Below are 22,977 nucleotides of genomic sequence, written 5' to 3' on the forward strand. Positions count from 1 at the left end.
TTTTTTTGTAAAAAATTTATAATTTGCGAAGGATAATATTTTAAAGTGGAAAAATGAGTTACGAAAATATATTATTACATAAAGAGGATAAAATATCTATTATTACCATCAACAGACCTGAAAGCCTGAATGCACTTAACGCACAGACTATTAAGGAATTGAGCACAGCCATTGAAGAATTGAATGATGACAGTTCGTGCAGAGTGGTGATCATCACAGGAAGCGGCGAAAAATCTTTCGTTGCAGGTGCTGATATAAAAGAATTTACAGATCTCGGGCAGAAAGAGGCCGAAGAACTAGCCCAAAAGGGGCATCACCTGCTTTTTAATAAAATTGAAAATATGAATAAGCCTGTCATTGCTGCCATTAATGGGTTTGCTTTGGGAGGCGGACTAGAGCTTGCTATGGCATGCCACATCAGATACGCATCGGAAAATGCTAAGTTGGGATTACCGGAAGTTACTTTGGGATTGATTCCCGGGTACGGAGGAACGCAGAGATTACCGAAGCTTGTGGGAAAAGGCATTGCCAATGAAATGATCTTCTCAGCCAAGATGATTACCGCGCAAAGAGCGAAAGAAATCAGCCTGGTGAATGAAGTATACCCTATTGAAGAACTTTTAGCCAAAACCAAAGAGCTGGCCTCTGTGATCACGAGAAATTCGCCAATGGCAATTGCCAAAGCAATACACGCTGTTAATTTATCGGATACAGAAAAAGGCTTCGATGCCGAGATCAAGGCTTTTGGGGAAGTTTTTGAACTTGACGATAAAAAAGAAGGAGTGACTGCTTTCATTGAAAAAAGAAAGCCTAACTTCTAAACATTTCCACCCTTAATACAAATTATTTCGAAACAAAACAATGCCGAGGTTATGAATAAGTTTGATAAAGCTTATCTAAAAATGGCTCAGGAATGGGCAAAATTATCCTACTGTAAAAGAAAACAGGTAGGAGCTCTTATCGTGAAAGATAGGATGATTATTTCAGATGGTTACAACGGAACTCCAATGGGATTTGAGAACTGCTGTGAAAATGAAGAAGGCAAAACACACTGGTATGTACTTCATGCAGAAGCCAATGCGATATTAAAACTTGCGACTTCCACACAATCTGCTAAAGGTTCTACCTTATATTTAACATTATCTCCCTGCAAGGAATGCAGTAAGCTGATTCTTCAGGCGGGAATTTCCAGGTTAGTGTATATTAATGAATATTCGGACGATGACGGCATATCGTTCCTGAGAAACCATCATATTGAAATAGAACAAATATCGGACTATGAACTAAAAAAATAACACAACAATGACTTGGGATGAAAAGATTAAGGATTTTGAAATTTTTCTCCGATTCGAAAGAAATTTTTCAGAAAACACACTCGACGCTTACGTTCGGGACATCAAAAAATTAAAAGAATACGCTGTCGAAGACCTTGAAAACATAGGTCCGGACTCCATTGATTATGAAAATCTGCAGGAGTATATTTTTAACCTTTCCAAACAGAAATTCAGCGAAAGGTCACAGGCAAGATGGATCTCTTCCATAAAAGCTTTCTTTAAGTTCCTTCTTGAGGACGAGTACCGCGAAGATAATCCGGCTGCTTTGCTTGAAGGCCCTAAATTGGGACTATACCTGCCTGATACGCTGAGCCTGCCTGATATCAATAAAATCATCGGGGCCATCGAGGTAGATTCTGATTTGGGCAAGAGAAACCAATGTATCGTGGAGGTACTTTACGGTTGCGGGCTTCGCGTTTCGGAGCTCATTGATCTAAAGATTTCAAACATTAATTTCCATGAAAATTATATCAAGGTAAACGGAAAAGGAAATAAAACCAGATTCGTTCCTTTGGCAGATTATACTGCGGAATTACTGAAGAACTATATCGAAGATGTACGCTCCGGAAACAAGATCAATAAAAAACATGAAGACACCTTGTTTCTGAACAGCAGAGGAACTTCCATGTCAAGAGTTATCGTCTTCTTAATTATAAAAGAGCTGACCGATAAAGCAGGGGTAAGTAAAAAGATATCTCCACACACGTTCAGACATTCATTTGCCACACATCTTTTGCAAAACGGTGCAGACCTGCGATATATCCAGGAAATGCTTGGCCACTCCAGCATTACTACAACAGAAATCTACACCCATCTGAAAACGGAAGAACTTCGTGATGTAATATTAAGTTACCACCCGAGAAACATTAATATTGCTTAATGAAAATATTGAAATATTGCCCAAGCTGCGGCGAGCAAAACCTACATTGGGACGGCGAAAAGAAATGGAGCTGTACAAATTGTAGCTTCACTTTATACAACAATGTTGCAGGCGCTGTAGCTGTTGTGATACGATATGGTGACGAAATTTATCTTACCAGAAGAAATCGTGATCCTAAAAAGGGAAAACTAGATCTTGCTGGAGGTTTTGTAGATCCTATAGAGAGCGCTGAAGAAACGTGTAAACGTGAGCTTTTTGAAGAACTGCAATTGGATATTGACATTTCAAACTTAAAGTATTTAACGAGCCTTCCAAACGTTTACCAATACAAAGAAATCGATTACAATACGATTGATTTATTTTACGAATACAATGTTTCGGAGAAATTTGAGGTTAATCTTGAGCTTTCGGAAATTTCTGAAGCCGTCTGGATTCCTTTAAAAGAGCTAGATCTTGAAGATATTGCTTTTGATTCTCAGAAGAAGTTTTTCGAAAGCTATTTAAAAACTGTTTAGACTTAACCAAATAAAAAACTCTCGCAGAATCTGCGAGAGTTTTTTATTTAAATATGATTGAATTAATACGTCTTCGTTTTCAGCATCTGCTCAAAATATTGACTTAGCAATGTTCTTTCTGCCTCGGATAAGTTGGCTTCTTTATGATAGACAATATACCCCGGCATCGGCATCGTTTTATGATGAAGTGCTTCCATGGCATTATCCAGCATATTTTCCTTTAATTCTTTATTATAAGTACCCCAAATAGAAAAATTCAGACGGGATCTCCCATCATTCACATGACTTTTTACAGACCATGAAATAGGCGCAATATAGGCGTACTTTGGATAAACCGTTTCATTGGAATGACAATCGTAACAGGCAGATTTTAATAATCCCGCAATTTTGGGCGGTGTTTTTTTAATGTCAACAAAATTCACTTTGTGATCAATTGGCTGATTCGTTCTGTCTATAGGAACAAACTGAATCAGGGCAAATACCACTAATATCCAAAATAAGATCTTCTTTGCCGTTTTCATCTCTAATTATTTTAACTATTTCACAGGCGTAACCAGTGCAGTATTGGATTTAAGAGGAGTTGCATTTGAATCCTTCAGAACAGGCTTCGTTTCTTCGGAAGCCGCTTCGTCACTTTTTGTTTCTGCAGGCGGTGCAGGAACAGGAGTCACGTTTCCTTTGGGATTATCCAACGTCCTCGTATCTTTTAAATCCCAGGTTTCTACGGAATCCCAAAGTTGTTTTACAATCGCCGTTTTATAGTAAACAAAGGAATCTTCTGCAAAAATATCATGTTCGAAATCTGCTTCGTCCCAATATTTATTTTCGTTGTTATCCACCAAAATTCTTACAACATATTCGGCTGGCTTCAGAATTGGGAATTTCACTTCATCCGCATTGACATATTTCTGATACAACACTTTTTCCGAAGAATCCAATAACTGAATCCAGAAACTTGCATTGGGCCTGTTCTGAAGTTTAAAGGTCAAGCTTCCGTAGTTTTCCACTTTATCCGCTTCAAAATCGAAACGTTTGGATTCTGCATTTTTATCATAAAAGGAAGAAACTGTCGTTCTTGGTACTGTAAGCTGATATTTTTTACCCACTTCAAAGTCCGCATTTACAAGAATCTGATACGGATTGGTATCTGAAATCCTTGCTGTAAAAGGATGAGTTGTTAAACTATCACTCTTCAGCGTCCATTTTTCAGGCTCTATTTTATTGATGATATAATTTGAAGTAATTTTAAAATCTGTTTTTGGAGGAAGAAGGTTTCCGTCGTTATTAGACAGATCCATTTTGTTCTTGGTATTATACTTGTAAAAAACAGAAACCGTATCCTGCTTTTTATCGACATCATAACTGAATTTCAGATTTTCAGTAGTCTCCTGCCCCACTTTATTTTTCACAGCATCAAACCATATCTTTATAGAATCTGATTTGGGGGTATGGGTTACTTTATAATCCTGAATCTTGTCATTGAGTGAAAGAACTTTCACATCATTCGGGTGTCCTTCAAAAGTCATCAGAATACCTCCGGGAACCTCCTTCATTTCACCATATTTTAATGGCTTTTTTGAAGGATATACTTTTAAGTTTAATCCCGAAATCGACTTATCCGTGATCTCAATAAGATCTTTCTGAAAACCTACTTTTTCTTTTCCCGGATCATATACCGAATTGCTGTTTTCATCTTCAAATGCGATGATCCTGTATTTTCCCGGAGACAGATAGTTTAATTCATAATACCCATCCGTATCCACTTTCGTAATATAATAAGGTTTTTGCTTATAATTAATGGTATCTTTTACCTGATATAAGCCTACAACCAACTTATTTTCAGTGGTGCTCGTTTGTTTTTTTGTATTTAAAGCATCCTTGATTTCTCCACTAATATACAGATCATCCAGCTTATCTCCCGTAGAAAATGCAAAATTGAAATAAGGCAATACATTCGCCTCATTATTATCCGAAATTGAATTTCCAAAATTGAAGTTATACGTTGTATTTGCCTTTAATGTATCTTCCCACTGGATCAGAACATATTTATTGGCAATCCCTGAAGGCAAAATACGTTTGATCTTCTGAATCGGAGGTGAAATAATTAAGTTTTTATTGATGTCTTTCAACGTTACATATTCGTCAAAATCCAGACGAAGCTCACGAATATTTCGTGAAACATTAATTCTGGTTGTGTCGATATTTGAACTTAAAAATTTCGGAGCGATAGAATCTTTAGGCCCACCGACAGGCGAACCCACTCTTGCACAAGACTGTACAAGAAAAGCCAATATGATAAATAAAAGAAATCTCTTCATGAAGATGTTTACGCAAAAATAAACATTATTCTCCATAAACTTCATGTTGGCTGCTCAAAGTATCTTTATTATCGTTCATTACGCTGTGGAGCTTATCTTTTTGAACAGGAAAATCTTCAAACAATCCCGATAAAGCAAGCGCTGTATACACTCTGTTGGAATATTTATTTCCGATGGCTACAATCGTAACTTTAGACTTTAACAGGTGAGCAAAAACAGAATTTGTCCCGTGCCACCAACCATTGTGATAGGTCAGTTTTTCACCGTTATCAAAAATTTTCATTCTAAAACCTAAACCATAATTGTTCATTCCAGCTTTTTCGTTGCTGTAAGGTTCAAAAACCATTTGCATTAATTCAGGTTTTAAGAAATCTTTGGAGAACATGGCCTTTGAAAAATTAAACAAATCTCTCGGGGTAGTATAGACATTTTTATCTCCGTAGATCAGATCAAGCCTGTCCAAAGGATATAATTTCCCTTTTCCTCCATAATAAAAAGACTGTGAAGCGGTCGGAATATCTTTCTCCTGAAAAATATAAGAATGATCCATTTTCAACGGTTCGAAAACCATCTCTTTCATTGCCTGAGGGAAAGGCATTTTTGTTACTTTTTCAACCAATAAAGCCAATAAAGCAAAATTGGTATTGCAATACATAAATCCTGTATTGGTTTCTCTCGCCAACTGAGGTTTATATTTAATGATCATGTTTAAAACATCCTCATTCGTAATAAATTGCTTTGAAAGCTCTGCCGGAGCAGGTTTTATATTGGTAATAAAATATTCATATTTCGGGAGTCCGCTTCTTTGTGACAATAAACTCTGAACTGTTACATCGGGATAAGGAAACCCCTGAAAGAACTGTGTCAGATGATCGGTCAGTTTTATTTTTCCGGCCTCGATCAGTTTCATCATCGCCATTGCGGTCATTGTTTTTGAAACTGAAGCGACATGTAAAGGCGTATTTTTATCAATCGGCATCTGGTTTCCTTCTCTTCCGAAACCTCTGTAGTTTTCGTACAGCACATCGTCACCTTTTGCCACCAGAATTCCGCCACTCAAATCACTTCCCTCCCATACTTTTTTGTAATACTGATCGATATATCGTACCAATGAAGCCTTATCTGAAAGTATATCATCCTCTTTTGTAAAAACCTTGTCCAGATCCACATTTCCGTAGTTAGGAGGTGAAGTCTTATTTTCGGTAATATTTTCTTTCGTTTCTGATTTATTTTTACAGGAAAAAATGATAAAAAAAGCTGATAAAGCAAGTACAAAGTTACGCATCCTCATGAGTTTCAAAAATGAGCAGCAATTTAATAAAACTCAAAATAAATATTTACTATTGAATGTATATTATGAATTATTTAACATAAAAAAAAATGAAGGATAAGCTAAAAAATCAACTTATTCTTTTGCTTGTCTTTGTTAACAATATGCCCCTATGATCTTATCCACAATTACCTGTGCCAGCTTTTCTTTGCTCTGAACCGTCCAGCCTGCAATATGAGGGGTAACAATGGCTTTGTCGGATGCTAAAAGATAATTCAGATCTTCGTTTTCTGTTTCCAGATTTTCAAAAGAAGATTTTTCATATTCCAAAACATCAAGACAGGCACCTTTTACTTTTCCAGACTTTAATGCTTCCACTAAACTTTTGGTTTCTACATTTTTCCCTCTTGCCGTATTTACAAAATAGAAATCGTTTTTCATTTCTGAAATAAATGTTGAATCTACCAAATAGCGAGTTTCTTCCGTCATCGGAATGTGTAAACTTAGAACCTCAGCCTGTTCTTTCAATTCATCCAAAGAAACCTGAGTTGCAAATTCATCCGAAAGATTAGGCAAAATGTCATGAAAAATCACTTTACAGCCAAAGCCCGAAAGCCTTTTAGCCGTAGCCTGACCCATGTTTCCATACCCGATAAGTCCAACAGTTTTTCCTAGTAATTCATCACCGCGGTTTTCTTCACGAAGCCAGATGCCGTTTTTTACTTCCTGAGATGCGATGAATAATCGATTCATTAAAATCAGCAACATTCCGACAACATGTTCCGCTACAGAATCTCTGTTCCCTTCCGGAGAATTAATCAGTTGAATTCCCAATTTTTCAGCCACAGGAATATCAATATTTTCCATTCCTGCTCCTACTCTGGCAATAAATTTCAGATTTTTAGCTTGTTCTAAAAAGTTCTTATCCAAAGGAATTCTGCTTCGGATGATAATTCCGTCATAGTTTTCAATTTTAGCACAAACCTCATCGTAGGAAGATGCAAAATCTTCTTCCAAAATAAAGTTTTTCGCTAAAAGCTGCTCGGTAATTAAAGGGTGATTTTTATCTAAAAGAAGGATTTTCATATTTATTTAAACACTAATGACACAAATATTTTTTGCACAAATGGCACTATTATCGCTTTCCGTTGATCACTCTTTTTACACCATCTTTAAATTGATGGGTATTAAAGTTGATCAGCATTCCTAGTTTAGAATTACTCAATCTAAGATAGGTAAGGATTTGAGCTAAATGAATATCGCTCAGTACTTCGACTGCTTTTATTTCTAAGACAAACTTATTCTCAATAAATAAATCTAATCGATATCCTACATCTAATTTTATCTCTTCATAAATAAGAGGCATAGCCTTTTGTTTTTCAACCTGAAGCCCGCATTTCTGAAGTTCATAACACATACATTCTTCATAAGCACTTTCTAAAAGTCCGGGACCAAAACTTTATGAACCAGATATCCCGATTCATAAACAATCTTTGATATTTCATTTTCAGAAATATCGGTTTTCATATTTTTTTCATCTTTGTATTTATTAAGCACAAATCACACTCAATATTACTCATAATATTTGTAAAAATTCGTGCAAATCATTTGTGTTATTTGTATTTATTTACCGGGTTCTTGGAACAGCTTTTTCAGTTCCACAGATTCCAAAGGCTTCATTCTTCCTGAAAGAATTAATGAAAGTTCTTTTCTTCTCAATGCTGCGGCAAATCTTTCCTGCTCTTCCACCGTCTCAGGCTCCATTGCTGGAATAGGAATGGGTCTGTTGAATTCATCAACTGCCACGAAAGTATAAATTCCAGAATTCGTATGTGTTTTTTTCTGATTGATCGGGTCATCCAACCAAACATCTACATACACTTCCATTGAAGTTGAAAATGCTCTGGAAACTTTAGATTCCATCACCACAATCCCCCCTTCAGGAATAGGATGATCAAATGAAACGTGATTCACAGACGCTGTTACCACTCTTCTTTCACAATGTCTTGTTGCCGAAATAGAAGCACATCTGTCCATTCTCGCTAATAATTCTCCCCCAAAAAGGTTTCTCAACTGGTTGGTATCGTTGGGAAGTACAATATTTGTCATGACCGTTAAGGATTCTGACGCTTTCTTTATTTTTGCCATGTCTTAGTGTTGTTGTTTAGGAGTTATCGGAGTCTTGGCCATCGGGACCGTGTTTACAGGTTGTGCAACCGGTTTTATAACAGAATCCTTTTTCAGGGAATCTGAAACTTTGATCCACGCGGAGTCCGTTGGCATTTTCACGGTATCTTTTACGATAACTTTAGGCTTATTCTGTAGTGCCTGTATAGAATCTTTTTCCTGCTTAAAAGACTGATCTCCGAAAAGCAGCTCCTGATTGGTCAGCCCAAGATAAGCAATAACTGCCACAGGAATGGCAATAAGAAAAATCCAAAGCAGTGACTTTCCTACTTTGTATTTTTTCCCTTTGCGCTCCACTGATTTTGGCTGCTGGTTATTTTTAATGTCTGAAAGCTTGATTTCTTCCAAACCATAAAAATCGGGATGTGCAGATTCTACTCTTTTTCCTTTAAAATGAATTTTAGAATCTTCCTCAATGGTTATCGTTCCCAAACCGGAAATTTCTAAAATATTTTCTGACTGCAGTTTTTTCTTCCAGAAATCGGTCTGGATCTTCAAATCACTCTTGGAAGCTTCCAGCGTCATCTGCTTCTGTTCACTGATAAAAGCCGCCAGATCATCCGACTGCACTTCATAATCAGAGGTAAAAGCAATCTGACTTGCCGGAGGCAAAATGCTCCCGTTCTCAGAGTTGATCACCGCCTTGGAATTTTCCAGAGAAAACACACCAAAACCGGGAACTGCTGCAGTCCCAAACTGTTTCAGATATTCTAAAATGTAAGCTGAAATATTCATTTGGTGGCAAATTTATAACTTTTTCATGACTTTTTTGAACATTTGTTTTCATAAAAAACAGCTAAAATCATTGAGTTTCAAATTATATTTTTCAAGAATTAATACCTTGATTCTAATTTTTGCTTTAGTTATTTAATTTTCAGCACTAAAAAACATTTCAACGACAACAAAACATTACATTCCGTGAATTCTATTCTTTTTATATTTTTCGTAATTTTTATCACCATTTTTAAACAATAATTTAATTTAAAAATAAAAAAGACCACCGAAGCAGTCTTATAAAAATTTAGTCTAACATTTACTTATATAAGTTCAAAGTTGAATGTTCAATGTTTGAAGTTATCGGTTTTTGACAGTTCAATACAGGATACAACATTTTTCATCATCCTCATCAATTTCCATATCCATCTTCCCGCTTCCAACCTCTAAAAACCATCTGGCTCTTTCCCTTTCCATCTTATTGAATTTTCCAGCTGATCCCAAACATAAAGTTGGTTCCTGCCTGAGAAAAATAGTAGGGACCTCCGTCATACACCGCTCCATTATTCACATATTTTTTATTGAAAAGGTTGTTAACCAACAATTTCAATGCGACATCATTATTTTTAATCTTAAACTGATACTGAGCATTAAAATCTGTAAGGAAATAATCTTTTAACTGCAAATTTTTATCTTCTGTATTATCCAGATATTGTCTTCCGACATATTGATTGGATAAACCAAACTGGAAATTTTTATTAGGATTGAATCGTATTCCCAAATTTGCGATCACGTCCGGAGAAAAAGAAATCTGGGTATTTCCAAGATCTTTGGTCACTTTTACATTTTCAATCTTGAAATCTAAATTTCTATTCTGGCTGAATGTCACGTTTCCCGTAAGTTCCCATTGTTTGGAAAGCTTAGCCAAAGCGCCAATTTCCACTCCTCTCCTGTAACTTTTCCCTGAATTTGTTCTGATAAAAGCTCCTACGTTATTCATTTGTCCGTTTAAAACCAACTGGTTTACATAGTACATATAATATAAGTTGGCGGTAAAAGATACAATACCGAACTGTTTTTCAATTCCCGCCTCAAAATCGTGAAGCTTTTCTGCTTTCACATTATTGTCTGCCATCAGATCATCACGATTCGGTTCACGTTGAGCGTGCGCATATGAAAGGAATACTTTTCCGCTGCCAATTCTGTAATTAATTCCTGCTTTTGGATTAAAAAACAACCAGTTTTTCTTCAGATTTCCGCCTTCATCATCACCAGCCTGAAGAATTTTTGTGTCGTAATCGATATGTCTCAACTGAAGATCTCCGAAGAATTCAAAATCATCAACTTTAACCAATGCTTTTGCGAACCCGGCAACTTCATTTTTTACCGAGCGGTTTCTGTAGTATTCATGCTCATCAATTTGCGGAAGAAAAACGCCTGTTACGTTTCCAAAATGCCGACCATAATATTGGTTGGCAACAGCCCCAAAATTCAGGTCAATATTCTCAAATTTCCCGTATAGTGTGGAAACAATTCCGTAAAAATCATTATCAAGCCATTTTTTTCTGATGAAATCTGTTTTAGCTAAAGTTTGTGAACCATCAACAAAATCGGGAAGATTATATTTTGAAAATTTACCGTCCTGCTTATAGTTTTCATAATATCCTTTACCTTTCGTGTAATGCAAAGTGGTTTCTAAATTCCATTTTTCATTAAACTTCTGTTCCCATAACAACTGATAATGGTTTTGTCTGTAATTATCTGTTTCATTATCATAAAAGCTGGAAATATTACCGTCTGCATCGTAGATCGCTCCTGAATAATTGAATTTAGGATTGGTTTCCCATGTCTTTCTGTCGATTCCGTTCCAAGCCTGATAGGTTTTTTCTTTACCACCAAAAGCCATCAAACGGATTTTCGTGTTCTTCTCCTCAAATAATGCCGTGAAATTATAAGAATGTAGTTTTGAAGACGCTCTATCGATATATCCGTCAGAATTGATGTGTGTGTATCTTCCCATTACGGAAAGTCGGTTTCCCCAGAATTTTCCGGAACCCACCTCACCAGAGTATTTGTAGGTATTAAATGAACCATAGCTGTCATCGGTTTTAAAATAAAACTTGTCGTCTGGTTCTTTTGAAATCACATTGATGCTTGCACCAAATGCAGAAACCCCGTTATTGGAAGTTCCCACACCTCTTTGGATGACAATTTGTGAAGCTGAGCTCGTAAGATCCGGGACATTCACAAAAAATGTTCCCTGGCTTTCAGAATCGTTGTAAGGAACACCATTCATCATCACGTTAATTCCTCTTCCCGCCACCCCACGAATTCTAAAACCTGTGTATCCAACGCCATTTCCGGCATCAGAAGTCGCGATAATAGACGTTTGATTTTTAAGTAAAATAGGAAGATCCTGCCCCAGATTTTTATTATCTAAATCTTTCTGAACATTGATGATCTCTTTAGCGACAGGAAGTCTTTTGGTAAAGTTAACAGCTTCAATTTCCTTTATTTTCAAGGAATCGGTATTTTGTGCTTGTAAAAAAGCAAAAGAGCCAACGGTAAGCCCTAAAAAAAATAAACCTTTCATTCTATAAATCTTTAAAATTTAATGAATAAAAGGGGCGGATTAAATAATGTAGCAATTTATTAGTTTAACAATCTAGCAATGAGAATTGGTATATTGTTATAATGTTTCATTGGTACATTTTCAAAATTCCCTAAACGGCATTACCCGTTCCAGGTTCATTGGGTATAATCTCAGCTTGTTACAGCACCCCTTAATTCAGCCGCGAAATTACAAAAAATATGTCATCATTACAATTTAATACGCTTTATTGTGAGAATCAATATAATAATATGTTTTTCCATCTCTGGACACTTCAAACATTTTACCCATAATCCAGCTATAGTTCCTTTTAATATCATCATATTCGAAAGGTATCACAATATTATTTCTGACATCAATAACGCCAAACCTATCATTTTTTGAAGCAATGATCATAGGATTAGAAACGTCGTCACCTTCCATAATATGCAGGTATTCATACTGAGGGTAAATCTGGTAGTCACGATAATCCTCCGCATTCACAAATTTCGATTTTTCAATAATCCCATAGAATCCATTTTTGATATAGGCCTGATATTGCTGGGACTTAAAATTTTTAGGACATTTTCCCAGATCTGCATCTTTATACTGATATACCCTCTTACCCGCCTGATCGATTCGGTAGGAGATCATATTTTTTTCTACCGTTGCATACTCTTTAGTACCGAATTTTTTAATCTTTTCATTCGGTGAATTCAGAAGATTACAGTCTTCATAAAAGAACAGCGCAATATGATAGTCTGCAGGAATTACAAATTTTCCTTTTTGATTGACGTATCCGAACTTTCCTTCTTTCTTTTTGGGAATCAAAACGGGGATATCCTGATTCAGTGTCACCAGGTCAGGATTGGGTAAGCTCCCTTCATCCACTTTAGAAAGACTGCTTTCAAGAATTTTTTTAATCGGAATTTTTTTAATCGTTTTCTTTTGTCCATTAAAGGATAACGAAATAAAAAGGGTTAAAATAAAAACAATATTTTTCATAATCATCATTTGTCTGCAAAAATAAGACTAAAAATAGAAATTATAAAACTCATATTTATAAAGAATCTAAATAATATCGCTCGCATAAAATACTAAAAATTCGTAATTTTGGAAACATTTTTAATTGTTTGATAATTTAAAAACGTTTTCAGCGATATGAGTTTTGATACGGATATGATCAAAAAAATATACAAACGTTACCTGGAGAGGGTTTTTGCGGCGTTACAAATGACAGGTGAGCCTCTTACTTTTACAAAAAAGTTCTATCCATTTACCGTTGGGGCAGAAAATTATCTTACATATTTAAAACAAGGTGCAACCTATACTGACTTCGCTTTCCACCGTTTTGTAAGTCAACATGCAAAGCCGGAAAATGGCAGTATTCACCATTATTTTATTTAACGATCTAAAAAATTTGAAAGACTTCTATTATGAACATTTATAAGGATTACATCAACGAAATTGAAGAAAGAAAAAGCCAGGGACTGCATCCAAAACCGATTGACGGTGCGGAATTATTAAGCGAAATTATCGCTCAGATCAAAGACGTAAACAATGCAGACCGAAAGGACTCTCTTCAGTTTTTCATTTACAACACGTTGCCGGGAACTACAAGCGCGGCGGGTGTGAAAGCAGAATTTTTAAAAGAGATCATTTTAGGTGAATCCGTAGTAGAAGAAATAACTCCAACATACGCTTTCGAACTATTATCTCACATGAAGGGAGGTCCTTCTATCAAGGTATTGTTAGATCTGGCTTTAGGTGAAAATGCTGAAACGGCTAAGCAGGCTGGTGAAGTTCTTAAAACTCAGGTTTTCTTGTACGATGCTGATACTGCCCGTTTGAAAGAAGCGTACGAATTAGGCAGCGAAATCGCTAAAGATATTTTGGAAAGCTATGCAAAAGCAGAATTTTTCACTAAACTTCCTGAAGTTGCAGAAGAAATAAAAATCATTACTTACATTGCTGCTGAAGGTGATATTTCAACCGATTTATTATCTCCGGGAAATCAGGCGCACTCTCGTTCTGACCGTGAACTGCACGGACAATGTATGATGTCTCCTGCTCAACAGGAAGAAATCAAAGCGCTTCAGGCTCAGCATCCTGATGCAAGTGTTATGTTGATTGCTGAAAAAGGAACAATGGGTGTTGGTTCTTCCCGTATGTCGGGAGTAAACAACGTTGCTCTTTGGACAGGTAAACAAGCCAGTCCCTACGTACCTTTCGTCAACATTGCTCCAATTGTAGCAGGAACAAACGGTATTTCTCCGATTTTCTTGACTACAGTAGACGTAACCGGAGGTATCGGAATCGACCTTCAGAACTGGGTAAAGAAAACTGACGAAAACGGAAACCCTGTTCGTAATGAAAATGGCGACATTGTATTAGAAGAAAAATATTCTGTAGCTACAGGAACTGTTCTTACGATCAATACCAAAGAAAAGAAATTATATAACGGAGCTACTGAATTGAAAGATATTTCAAAATCATTTACTCCTCAAAAATTAGAATTCATCAAAGCGGGTGGTTCTTATGCGATCGTTTTTGGTAAAAAAATCCAGACTTTTGCTGCTAAAACGTTAGGAATTACAGCGCCTTTAGTTTTCGCTCCTTCTAAAGAAATTTCTATCGAAGGACAAGGACTTACTGCTGTTGAAAAAATCTTCAACAGAAATGCAGTCGGCGTAACTGAAGGTAAATTATTACACGCAGGTTCAGACGTTCGTGTAGAAGTAAACATTGTTGGTTCTCAGGATACGACAGGTTTGATGACTTCTCAGGAATTGGAATCTATGGCGGCAACGGTAATTTCTCCAATTGTAGACGGAGCTTACCAGTCGGGTTGTCACACCGCTTCAGTTTGGGATAAAAAAGCGCAGGCTAATATCCCTAAATTAATGAAATTCATGAACGATTTCGGAGTAATCACGGCGCGTGACCCGAAAGGTGAATACCACGCTATGACAGACGTTATTCACAAAGTTCTTAACGACATTACTGTTGACGAATGGGCCATCATCATCGGAGGTGACTCTCACACAAGAATGTCTAAAGGGGTGGCTTTCGGAGCTGACTCCGGAACGGTAGCTTTGGCTTTGGCAACAGGTGAAGCTTCAATGCCGATTCCTGAATCTGTAAAAGTAACTTTCAAAGGCGAAATGAAAGAGCATATGGATTTCCGTGATGTAGTTCACGCCACTCAGGCTCAGATGTTAAAGCAATTCGATGGAGAGAATGTTTTCCAAGGTAGAATTATCGAGGTTCACATCGGAACACTTCCGGCTGACCAGGCGTTTACATTTACAGACTGGACTGCAGAAATGAAAGCTAAAGCTTCTATCTGTATCTCTGAAGACGATACGTTGATCGAATCATTGGAAATTGCGAAAAGCAGAATCCAGATTATGATCGATAAAGGAATGGATAATCACAATCACGTTCTTCAAGGTTTAATTAATAAAGCAAACAAGAGAATCGAGGAAATTAAGTGTGGTGACAAACCTGCTTTAACTCCGGATGCTAATGCTAAATATTACGCTGAAGTTGTTGTAGATCTTGATGTAATCGTTGAACCAATGATTGCTGACCCGGATGTAAACAACGACGATGTTTCTAAAAGATATACGCACGATACGATCAGAGATCTTACTTTCTACGGAGGTGAGAAAAAAGTTGATCTTGGTTTCGTAGGTTCTTGTATGGTTCACAAAGGTGACTTAAAGATCGTTTCTCAGATGTTGAAAAACATTGAAAAACAAAATGGTAAAGTAGAATTCCAGGCTCCATTAGTTGTTGCAGCTCCTACTTATAATATCATTGACGAGTTAAAAGCTGAAGGCGACTGGGAATTATTAGAGAAATATTCAGGTTTCGAATTCAACGATGCAGCTCCGAAAGGCGAAGCTCGTACTCAGTATGAAAATATGATGTACCTTGAGCGTCCCGGATGTAACCTTTGTATGGGTAACCAGGAAAAAGCTGAGAAAGGAGATACTGTTGTAGCAACTTCTACGCGTCTTTTCCAGGGAAGAGTTGTGGAAGATTCTGAACGTAAAAAAGGTGAATCTTTATTAGCATCAACTCCGGTTGTTGTTCTTTCTGCGATCATCGGAAGAATTCCAAGTATCGAAGAATACAAAGCAGCTGTGGAAGGTATTGATTTAACGACTTTCGTTCCGTCTATCAAAGAACTGGTTACCGTTGGTCATTAATTGATTTTAGATTAAAGCCGAAAGGCTTTTACATTCAATATAAAAAAGAAAGGTTTTAAGTCCAATGGATTTAAAATCTTTCTTTTTTTATGGAATTAATCTTAGTGAAAAAAGAATATCAATTTCTCCTACTCTTTTATCAATTTAATCGTCGAAATTCCTTTTTCAGATTGAACGGTCACGACAAATACTCCCGAAGCCGATGATATCACTTCAGCCTGGTTTCTTCCTTTCCCAGAACCTATCTTTGCCCCTAACATATTGTGAATATTGTACGTAAATTCTCCTTACGCTTTAATCGTAAAAGTCTGACCGGCAGGATTTGGATAAATCACTGCATTAGCTGATAGTACCTTCTGAAATGCATTTGCTCCCGCAGTAACAATATTGGGCTTTGTTTGCGCTGCCATGTCTACACCTAAATAAAAACTTGGATGAGGAGGCTGGTTGTAAGCTGAATTTTGCCATGCAATAGCCGTTCTATATTGAGTATCGTGCATCAAAGTGTACAATTTATGGGGTGTAGCTATATTGGTCGTATAAATCCTTACGGAAGAATTATCTTCTTTACGAAATATCACTTCCTCCCGCCAATCGCCAAAAATATCAGCACTTAAACATGGGGTAGCTTTTGTGGTGTTGTTTGATGAATACCCTGTAGCAGTAAGTATATTAACGGTTTTTCCATTGGTATAATCCCATTTATCTATTTTATTCGAATCTAATAATTCACGGTTCAAATCTCCATCCCACCAGATAGAAAAATTTTGTGTCGGTTTTTTATTGCTGATTAGATTTCCTTTGCAATCCATTAAATAGTTTACGCCATTTGCACTTCCAAAACATTCATAACCTTTGTAACGTGGGTCAATATCTGCTGCATTAGCACGGCCTATGTCGCCTGTGGCAGGAATTCCCCATATCGTAGCTCCTGTTTTAGCATCTAGAAGCACAAGACCGTTGGTTTTATATTTGCTTTTTTCTTCGAGACACATCCAGATTTCCTGCCCTGGACGATCAGGATCCATATCACTCATGTGTAGAGCGTCCCCATGCCCTAACGTGTTTGCGAATAACTTTCCGCCGTTATCATCTATTGCACTGGAACCATTGAATATTTCATCTTTACCATCACCATCCACATCGCCTATGGTCATTTGATGATTTCCCATTCCTGCATAAGCTGAATTTCCTGAAGTATTGCTATCAAAAATCCATCGTTGTGAAAGTGTATTATTTCTCCAGTCCCAGGCAACACGCACCAGCCTTGTGTAATAGCCCCGTCCCATTATTAAACTTGGTTTTTCTCCATCAAGGTAAGCCACCGCTGCAACAAATCGGTCTACGCGGTTACCATAACTGTCTCCCCAGCTGGAAACTGTTCCACGTGCCGGTAAATAATTGGTTGAAGACATGGCCGCGCCCGTTAATCCATTAAAAACAGTTAAAAATTCGGGACCGGACAAAACATATCCACTTGAATTTCTATAATCTGCATTAGCATCTCCAATAACGATTCCTGTTCCGTCTTTAGTTCCGTCGGCAGTCTTGCATGCAATTTCTGCTTTACCGTCGGAATCTAAATCATAAACCACAAATTGGGTATAATGCGCCCCGGCACGAATATTCTTACCTAAATCTATTCTCCAGAGACGTGTTCCGTCCAAACGATAACAGTCAATATAAACATTCCCTGTGTAACCTGATTGTGAATTATCTTTACTATTGGAAGGATCCCATTTTACAAACAATTCATATTGCCCGTCTCCATCTACATCACCAACACTGCAATCGTTTACACTATAGGTGTAAGCAACATTGTCCGGAGTCGTACCACCAGCCGGTACTTGCATAGGAATATCCAGATATTGATTGGCCCAAACAGTAGCAGATTCTGATGCAGGCTGCTCTACCCCATTAATTATGGCGCGAACGGTATAAGTTCCGTTGGTTGTAATATTATGATTAAAATTGGTAGTCGTTGTAAAAGGGCTTTCCGCCACTTTTACATTATTATAATACAGATTATAGCTTGTATTGGGTTCTTCGGTCCCCAGCATTCTCCAGCCTACGTAAACCTGATTGGCATTTAATCGCATTGCTACGAGACCCCGATTGAGTTTTTCAACGGTTCGTTGTGCATTCATTTGCGAAACCACTCCAAAGAGTAATAAAAACAACAGGCCTGATTTCCGAATTATATCGGCAATAGCAGGTCTAAAATTTACATACGGTTTTAGTTTTTTTTTGTTCATGATATTAATATTTGTTGTTTGGTATTTTTTGCTAGAATAAATTAAAGCAACTACAATTCACTAAAAAGTGATTATAATTATATGTAAATCTACCAAAAAAACTATTTTCAGCTATAATTAAAAAACAAAAAATTCATAACAAAATATAATTATATTACAACAACAACCACCTTATCATTAAAATATCATCAATAAAAAACACAGAATAAGCCCATTAACACATAAGAAGGCAGCCATCACAGAGGTGCTTTATCATTTAAAAACACCTGCGGAAACTATATTTCAATTGCTTTTAAAGATCAAAGAAATACATGATAGTTATACCTAATGATAAAAAATAAATTCCTTTTTTTAGAACGATTCCATTTAAGGCTCTCAGGAATTATTTTGATGTAAATCAACATCTAAAGTTTTATTTTTCCTTAAATTGATAGTTATAAATTATCTTAGTTATTTATCATATTAATGTGCTTGTAAACCTTATAGGAACAGAGTTTGATTACTAAATGATGAAGATTCTTTTGAATTAAAAAACAAAAATTAAACGAAAAATAAATCAGATATGACTTTTGATATTGATATGATCAAAAAAGTGTACGAACGTTATCCTGAGAGAATTGCTGCGGCAAGACAGATCACAGGAAAACCACTGACACTTTCAGAAAAGATCCTTTACACCCACCTTTGGGAAGGAAATGCCACACAGGAACACGAAAGAGGAAATTCTTATGTAGATTTCGCTCCGGACAGAGTCGCCATGCAGGATGCAACGGCGCAGATGGCACTTTTGCAATTTATGCAGGCAGGAAAAGCTAAAGTTGCCGTTCCATCAACCGCTCACGCCGATCACTTGATTCAGGCAAGAGTTGGTGCACAGGCAGATTTACAAGAAGGTCTTAATAAGAACTCGGAAGTTTTTAATTTCTTGGGCTCGGTTTGTGATAAATACGGAATTGGTTTCTGGAAACCTGGAGCAGGGATTATCCACCAGGTTGTATTGGAAAATTATGCTTTCCCGGGAGGAATGATGATCGGAACCGACTCTCACACGGTAAATGCAGGAGGTTTAGGAATGGTTGCTATTGGTGTTGGTGGTGCAGATGCAGTAGATGTAATGGCAGGAATGGCCTGGGAGCTTAAAATGCCAAAGCTGATCGGTGTAAAACTTACCGGAAAAATGAATGGATGGACCTCTGCAAAAGATGTTATCCTGAAAGTGGCCGGAATTCTTACCGTAAAAGGAGGAACAGGTTGCATCGTAGAATATTTCGGGGAAGGAGCAGAGTCTCTTTCTGCGACAGGGAAAGGGACAATCTGTAACATGGGTGCAGAAATCGGAGCTACCACTTCTACTTTCGGATATGATGATTCTATGAGAAGATATCTTTCTGCAACAGGAAGACAGGATGTTGTAGATGCTGCCGATAAAATTGCAGAACACTTAACTGGCGATGCAGAAGTTTACGCGAATCCAGAGCAATATTTTGATCAATTAATTGAAATCAACCTTTCAGAATTAACACCTCATCTAAACGGACCTTTCACTCCGGATTTGGCGACTCCGGTTGCGGAATTCAGAGCAAAAGCAGAAGCCAACGGATGGCCTTTGGAAGTGGAATGGGCATTAATTGGTTCTTGTACCAACTCTTCCTACGAAGATTTATCAAGAGCAGCTTCTATCGTTGAAGATGCGGTAGCTAAAGGTGTGAAACCAAAAGCTATTTTAGGAATCAATCCTGGTTCTGAGCAGGTGAAATTTACCGCGGAAAGAGACGGTTTCTTAGATTCTTTCAGAAAATTTGAAAACGCAAGAATATTTACCAACGCTTGTGGACCTTGTATCGGACAATGGGACAGAGAAGGGGCTGATAAAGGAGAGAAAAACTCAATTATTCACTCTTTCAACAGAAACTTTGCCAAAAGAGCAGACGGTAACCCAAATACGCACGCTTTCGTAGCATCTCCTGAAATGGTGGCTGCAGTGGCTATCTCAGGAAGATTAGATTTTAACCCGATTACAGATACTTTAACCAACGAAGCTGGAGAGCAGATTAAATTGGATGAGCCTAAAGGATACGAGTTACCATCAAAAGGTTTTGCAGTAGATGACAACGGTTATCAGGCGCCATCTGAGGATGGTTCTTCTGTTGTGGTGAATGTAAGCCCTACTTCGGACAGACTTCAGCTGTTGGAAGAGTTCCCTGCTTGGGATGGTAAAAATATCGAAGGGGCTAAAGTTTTAATTAAAGCTTTTGGGAAATGTACCACCGACCACATTTCTATGGCAGGGCCATGGTTGAAATACAGAGGTCACCTTGATAATATTTCAAATAATATGCTGATCGGCGCAGTCAATGCTTACAATATGGAAACCAACAACGTTAAAAATGAATTAACGGGTGAATACGGCGAAGTTCCTGCTGTACAAAGAGCTTACAAAGCTGCTGGAGTTCCAACAATCGTTGTGGGTGACCAAAATTACGGTGAAGGTTCTTCAAGAGAACACGCTGCAATGGAGCCTAGACATTTGGGAGTAAAAGCGGTATTGGTAAAATCATTTGCTAGAATCCACGAAACTAACCTTAAAAAACAAGGAATGTTAGGAATTACTTTCGCTAATGAAGCAGATTACAACCAAATTCAGGAGGATGATACGGTTAATTTCTTAGATCTTGACCAGTTTGCTCCGGGAAAACAATTGACATTAGAATTCGTTCACAAAGACGGAACTAAAGATATCGTTATCGCCAACCATACGTATAACGAGCAACAAATTGACTGGTTTAAAGCAGGTTCTGCCTTGAACTTAATCAAACAACAGGAGAATTAATTGTTAGATTTAATTCATCATAGAAAAAGCAGTTTCGTTTGGAACTGCTTTTTTATTTTGGGAATTAAAGGATGGGAGCTGGATGATGGAGGCGGGAGGTTAATGGGAGGCATAATTAAAAAACTGTAATACTCTTCCAGCCTCAAACCTCCAGCCACTAAACCTATTTTATTTTCGTGAGAAGATTCATTCGGTAACTCTCTCCTATCGGGATTTCCTGTTCGGAGATTAAGGTCACTTTTTTGGTTGAAACATTTTTAATCTGATGTAAATTAATGATAAAAGACTTATGAATTCTTGCAAATGAACTTTCAGGAAGCTGTTGCTCCATTGATTTTAAAGTGTCAAGGACGATATATTCCTGCTCAGAAGTCCTGATATTCACGTAATCTTTGATGCTTTCCACATACAGAATATCTTCAAAGTTGATTCTGTGTTGCTGTCCGGAAGATTTCACAAAAAAATGAGCATCTTCTTTAGTTTCATTTACCACAAATCGTTCCTGAGCTTTTAAAGCACTTTTATAAAATCGTTCAAACGAAATCGGTTTTAAAAGATAATCCACAATATGATGATCGTAGCCCTCTAAAGCATATTCGGAATAAGCGGTTGTTAAAATATATTTCTGTTTATCACCGAGAATTTTCATAAAATTAATTCCTGTAAGTTCCGGCATCTGAATATCCAGAAACACAAGATCCGATTCATTTTTCTGAATATAATCTAATGCTTCAATCGGATTTTCTGTTGAAAAAACCAGCTCTAAAAACGGAACCTTCTGTACATAACTTTCCAGCAGGGAAATTGCCAGCGGTTCGTCATCTACGACAATACATTTAATCTTATTCATTTCGTAAATCAATTTTTAAATCTACGATAAATTCCGTTTCCGAGTTCTGTATGGTTAATTCATGTTTTTTTGGATATAAAATGGCCAGTCTCTTCTTCACATTATCGATTCCTATCCCTGAGACGGCATCTTTCATACGGTCTTTTTTATGGTTTAAAAGATAAAAATGCAGGGTTTGATGGTCGTCAGAGATTTTCATTTCAAAACCTTTATCTTTAAAATCGCCATGTTTAAAAGCATTTTCTACAAAAGGAACCAAAATCATTGGTGAAATATTCAGTTTCGGATGATTGATATTTTTTTCAATAATTAATAATTCTGGTCTTTTAATTCTCAATTTTTCCAGAGCCGTTAAACTATCAATATACCCGATCTCTTTATCTAACGTAATACTATCTTCTCCCAGATCTTTGGTGCTGTATCTCAACAGCTGACTCAATTCTTCCAATGCAGGCAAGGCTTTTTCTGAATTCTGAAACACCAGAGAATAAATATTATTTAACGAATTAAAAATAAAATGTGGATTAATCTGTGTTTTTAAGGCCTGTAATTCTGCTGTTTTTTTAGCTTCAATCAATTCCGTTTTTTCCTGTTCGGCCTGTATAAAATATTTAAAAAACCAAAAAGTGGTGCTGATAAAAATAGTAGTGCTGCTATAAAAAATATTATCGAAGAAATAAAATCCAAAGCTGGTCCCCTCCATATAATTTCTAAAACCAAGAGTGGCAGGCAGCAACATTTCTTCTACAGAATAGCGCACCGTCACAAAACAGGTAACACTCAGCAAAAATGCAATCACCGACTTATAGAGTTTACCTGCATCAAAGAAATTCGGAACCACCAAAAAATAGTTCACATAAAAACAGATAAAACTCGTCAGAAAAAAGGTCATATTCAAAATGATCTTTTCTGAATGAAATACAAAATATGGGATAAGAATAGAACCGATAAGGTAAATTCCCCAGAAAAAAAGGTGCAGGTATATTAGTTTGTTTGTTTTCATATCACAAAAATAGG

At 36.9% G+C, this 22,977-nt stretch carries 20 protein-coding genes; 7 read left to right on the forward strand and 13 right to left on the reverse strand.

The window, feature by feature from the left end:
* The first annotated feature begins 53 nt into the window (after window positions 1-53).
* The 4 genes from VUJ46_RS13555 to VUJ46_RS13570 are packed head-to-tail and all read left to right on the forward strand — an operon-like array spanning window position 54 to window position 2,729.
* The gene (locus tag VUJ46_RS13555) at window positions 54-821 is read left to right on the forward strand and encodes an enoyl-CoA hydratase-related protein (protein WP_326981283.1); all 768 of its coding nucleotides are present in this window, start codon (window positions 54-56) and stop codon (window positions 819-821) included.
* Window positions 822-872: 51 nt separating this feature from the next.
* On the forward strand, window positions 873-1,295 hold the full coding sequence (locus VUJ46_RS13560; protein ID WP_326981284.1) for a deoxycytidylate deaminase: 423 nt from the start codon (window positions 873-875) through the stop codon (window positions 1,293-1,295).
* A 7-nt stretch (window positions 1,296-1,302) separates the two neighbouring features.
* Entirely contained in the window at window positions 1,303-2,214 is a 912-nt protein-coding gene (gene xerD, locus VUJ46_RS13565; RefSeq protein ID WP_326981285.1) for a site-specific tyrosine recombinase XerD, read from the forward strand.
* Window positions 2,214-2,729: an NUDIX hydrolase gene (locus tag VUJ46_RS13570; protein ID WP_326981286.1), complete on the forward strand. Its 516-nt coding sequence runs from the start codon at window positions 2,214-2,216 to the stop codon at window positions 2,727-2,729. Before xerD ends, VUJ46_RS13570 begins: the two co-directional genes overlap by 1 nt.
* A 62-nt stretch (window positions 2,730-2,791) precedes the next feature.
* On the opposite strand, the gene VUJ46_RS13575 is transcribed toward VUJ46_RS13570, so the two are convergent.
* From VUJ46_RS13575 to VUJ46_RS13615, 9 genes are all read right to left on the reverse strand, one after another.
* On the reverse strand, window positions 2,792-3,250 hold the full coding sequence (locus tag VUJ46_RS13575) for a heme-binding domain-containing protein (protein WP_326981287.1): 459 nt from the start codon (window positions 3,248-3,250) through the stop codon (window positions 2,792-2,794).
* Window positions 3,251-3,265: 15 nt separating this feature from the next.
* Window positions 3,266-5,047, reverse strand: coding sequence for an Ig-like domain-containing protein (locus tag VUJ46_RS13580; RefSeq protein WP_326981288.1), 1,782 nt, complete (start codon window positions 5,045-5,047; stop codon window positions 3,266-3,268).
* Window positions 5,048-5,072: 25 nt separating this feature from the next.
* Complete coding sequence (locus VUJ46_RS13585; protein WP_326981289.1) at window positions 5,073-6,338, reverse strand: serine hydrolase domain-containing protein; 1,266 nt, start codon at window positions 6,336-6,338, stop codon at window positions 5,073-5,075.
* Window positions 6,339-6,473: 135 nt separating this feature from the next.
* Complete coding sequence (locus VUJ46_RS13590; protein WP_326981290.1) at window positions 6,474-7,403, reverse strand: 2-hydroxyacid dehydrogenase; 930 nt, start codon at window positions 7,401-7,403, stop codon at window positions 6,474-6,476.
* 49 nt (window positions 7,404-7,452) lie between these two features.
* A complete protein-coding gene (locus tag VUJ46_RS13595) occupies window positions 7,453-7,734 on the reverse strand; it encodes a GxxExxY protein (protein ID WP_326981291.1) in 282 nt (93 codons plus the stop codon).
* 206 nt (window positions 7,735-7,940) lie between these two features.
* Window positions 7,941-8,465: an acyl-CoA thioesterase gene (locus VUJ46_RS13600; protein ID WP_326981292.1), complete on the reverse strand. Its 525-nt coding sequence runs from the start codon at window positions 8,463-8,465 to the stop codon at window positions 7,941-7,943.
* Between the two features lie 3 nt (window positions 8,466-8,468).
* Window positions 8,469-9,239: a hypothetical protein gene (locus tag VUJ46_RS13605; RefSeq protein WP_326981293.1), complete on the reverse strand. Its 771-nt coding sequence runs from the start codon at window positions 9,237-9,239 to the stop codon at window positions 8,469-8,471.
* A gap of 457 nt (window positions 9,240-9,696) precedes the next feature.
* Window positions 9,697-11,811, reverse strand: coding sequence for a TonB-dependent receptor (locus VUJ46_RS13610; protein ID WP_326981294.1), 2,115 nt, complete (start codon window positions 11,809-11,811; stop codon window positions 9,697-9,699).
* A 234-nt stretch (window positions 11,812-12,045) separates the two neighbouring features.
* The gene (locus VUJ46_RS13615) at window positions 12,046-12,813 is read right to left on the reverse strand and encodes a WG repeat-containing protein (RefSeq protein ID WP_326981295.1); all 768 of its coding nucleotides are present in this window, start codon (window positions 12,811-12,813) and stop codon (window positions 12,046-12,048) included.
* Between the two features lie 156 nt (window positions 12,814-12,969).
* Here VUJ46_RS13615 and VUJ46_RS13620 point away from each other — a divergent pair, with 156 nt between their 5' ends.
* Both VUJ46_RS13620 and VUJ46_RS13625 read left to right on the forward strand, forming a co-directional pair.
* The gene (locus VUJ46_RS13620) at window positions 12,970-13,215 is read left to right on the forward strand and encodes a hypothetical protein (protein ID WP_326981296.1); all 246 of its coding nucleotides are present in this window, start codon (window positions 12,970-12,972) and stop codon (window positions 13,213-13,215) included.
* Window positions 13,216-13,244: 29 nt separating this feature from the next.
* Entirely contained in the window at window positions 13,245-16,025 is a 2,781-nt protein-coding gene (locus tag VUJ46_RS13625) for a bifunctional aconitate hydratase 2/2-methylisocitrate dehydratase (RefSeq protein WP_326981297.1), read from the forward strand.
* Between the two features lie 128 nt (window positions 16,026-16,153).
* Here the strand turns inward: VUJ46_RS13625 and VUJ46_RS13630 are convergent, their stop codons facing one another.
* Both VUJ46_RS13630 and VUJ46_RS13635 read right to left on the reverse strand, forming a co-directional pair.
* Window positions 16,154-16,294, reverse strand: a complete 141-nt coding sequence (locus VUJ46_RS13630) for a T9SS type A sorting domain-containing protein (RefSeq protein WP_326985101.1) — start codon at window positions 16,292-16,294, stop codon at window positions 16,154-16,156.
* An 18-nt stretch (window positions 16,295-16,312) separates the two neighbouring features.
* A complete protein-coding gene (locus VUJ46_RS13635) occupies window positions 16,313-18,280 on the reverse strand; it encodes a rhamnogalacturonan lyase (protein ID WP_326981298.1) in 1,968 nt (655 codons plus the stop codon).
* A 562-nt stretch (window positions 18,281-18,842) separates the two neighbouring features.
* Between VUJ46_RS13635 and VUJ46_RS13640 the strand changes: the two genes are divergently transcribed.
* Complete coding sequence (locus VUJ46_RS13640) at window positions 18,843-21,110, forward strand: aconitate hydratase (protein WP_326981299.1); 2,268 nt, start codon at window positions 18,843-18,845, stop codon at window positions 21,108-21,110.
* 163 nt (window positions 21,111-21,273) lie between these two features.
* Here VUJ46_RS13640 and VUJ46_RS13645 read toward each other — a convergent pair whose 3' ends face one another.
* A complete protein-coding gene (locus VUJ46_RS13645; RefSeq protein ID WP_326981300.1) occupies window positions 21,274-21,960 on the reverse strand; it encodes a LytR/AlgR family response regulator transcription factor in 687 nt (228 codons plus the stop codon).
* Entirely contained in the window at window positions 21,953-22,963 is a 1,011-nt protein-coding gene (locus VUJ46_RS13650) for a sensor histidine kinase (RefSeq protein ID WP_326981301.1), read from the reverse strand. Before VUJ46_RS13650 ends, VUJ46_RS13645 begins: the two co-directional genes overlap by 8 nt.
* Window positions 22,964-22,977: the final 14 nt, after the last annotated feature.

This window comes from Chryseobacterium sp. MYb264 (genome assembly GCF_035974275.1).
GTDB lineage: Bacteria > Bacteroidota > Bacteroidia > Flavobacteriales > Weeksellaceae > Chryseobacterium.

Excerpts from the sequence above, each read along its gene's own strand:
- VUJ46_RS13555 (WP_326981283.1), top strand. The coding sequence starts at position 54 with ATGAGTTACGAAAATATATTATTACATAAAGAGGATAAAATATCTATT.
- VUJ46_RS13560 (WP_326981284.1), top strand. The coding sequence starts at position 873 with ATGAATAAGTTTGATAAAGCTTATCTAAAAATGGCTCAGGAATGGGCA.
- xerD (WP_326981285.1), top strand. The coding sequence starts at position 1,303 with ATGACTTGGGATGAAAAGATTAAGGATTTTGAAATTTTTCTCCGATTC.
- VUJ46_RS13570 (WP_326981286.1), top strand. The coding sequence starts at position 2,214 with ATGAAAATATTGAAATATTGCCCAAGCTGCGGCGAGCAAAACCTACAT.
- VUJ46_RS13575 (WP_326981287.1), bottom strand. The coding sequence starts at position 3,250 with ATGAAAACGGCAAAGAAGATCTTATTTTGGATATTAGTGGTATTTGCC.
- VUJ46_RS13580 (WP_326981288.1), bottom strand. The coding sequence starts at position 5,047 with ATGAAGAGATTTCTTTTATTTATCATATTGGCTTTTCTTGTACAGTCT.
- VUJ46_RS13585 (WP_326981289.1), bottom strand. The coding sequence starts at position 6,338 with ATGAGGATGCGTAACTTTGTACTTGCTTTATCAGCTTTTTTTATCATT.
- VUJ46_RS13590 (WP_326981290.1), bottom strand. The coding sequence starts at position 7,403 with ATGAAAATCCTTCTTTTAGATAAAAATCACCCTTTAATTACCGAGCAG.
- VUJ46_RS13595 (WP_326981291.1), bottom strand. The coding sequence starts at position 7,734 with ATGTGTTATGAACTTCAGAAATGCGGGCTTCAGGTTGAAAAACAAAAG.
- VUJ46_RS13600 (WP_326981292.1), bottom strand. The coding sequence starts at position 8,465 with ATGGCAAAAATAAAGAAAGCGTCAGAATCCTTAACGGTCATGACAAAT.
- VUJ46_RS13605 (WP_326981293.1), bottom strand. The coding sequence starts at position 9,239 with ATGAATATTTCAGCTTACATTTTAGAATATCTGAAACAGTTTGGGACT.
- VUJ46_RS13610 (WP_326981294.1), bottom strand. The coding sequence starts at position 11,811 with ATGAAAGGTTTATTTTTTTTAGGGCTTACCGTTGGCTCTTTTGCTTTT.
- VUJ46_RS13615 (WP_326981295.1), bottom strand. The coding sequence starts at position 12,813 with ATGAAAAATATTGTTTTTATTTTAACCCTTTTTATTTCGTTATCCTTT.
- VUJ46_RS13620 (WP_326981296.1), top strand. The coding sequence starts at position 12,970 with ATGAGTTTTGATACGGATATGATCAAAAAAATATACAAACGTTACCTG.
- VUJ46_RS13625 (WP_326981297.1), top strand. The coding sequence starts at position 13,245 with ATGAACATTTATAAGGATTACATCAACGAAATTGAAGAAAGAAAAAGC.
- VUJ46_RS13635 (WP_326981298.1), bottom strand. The coding sequence starts at position 18,280 with ATGAACAAAAAAAAACTAAAACCGTATGTAAATTTTAGACCTGCTATT.
- VUJ46_RS13640 (WP_326981299.1), top strand. The coding sequence starts at position 18,843 with ATGACTTTTGATATTGATATGATCAAAAAAGTGTACGAACGTTATCCT.
- VUJ46_RS13645 (WP_326981300.1), bottom strand. The coding sequence starts at position 21,960 with ATGAATAAGATTAAATGTATTGTCGTAGATGACGAACCGCTGGCAATT.
- VUJ46_RS13650 (WP_326981301.1), bottom strand. The coding sequence starts at position 22,963 with ATGAAAACAAACAAACTAATATACCTGCACCTTTTTTTCTGGGGAATT.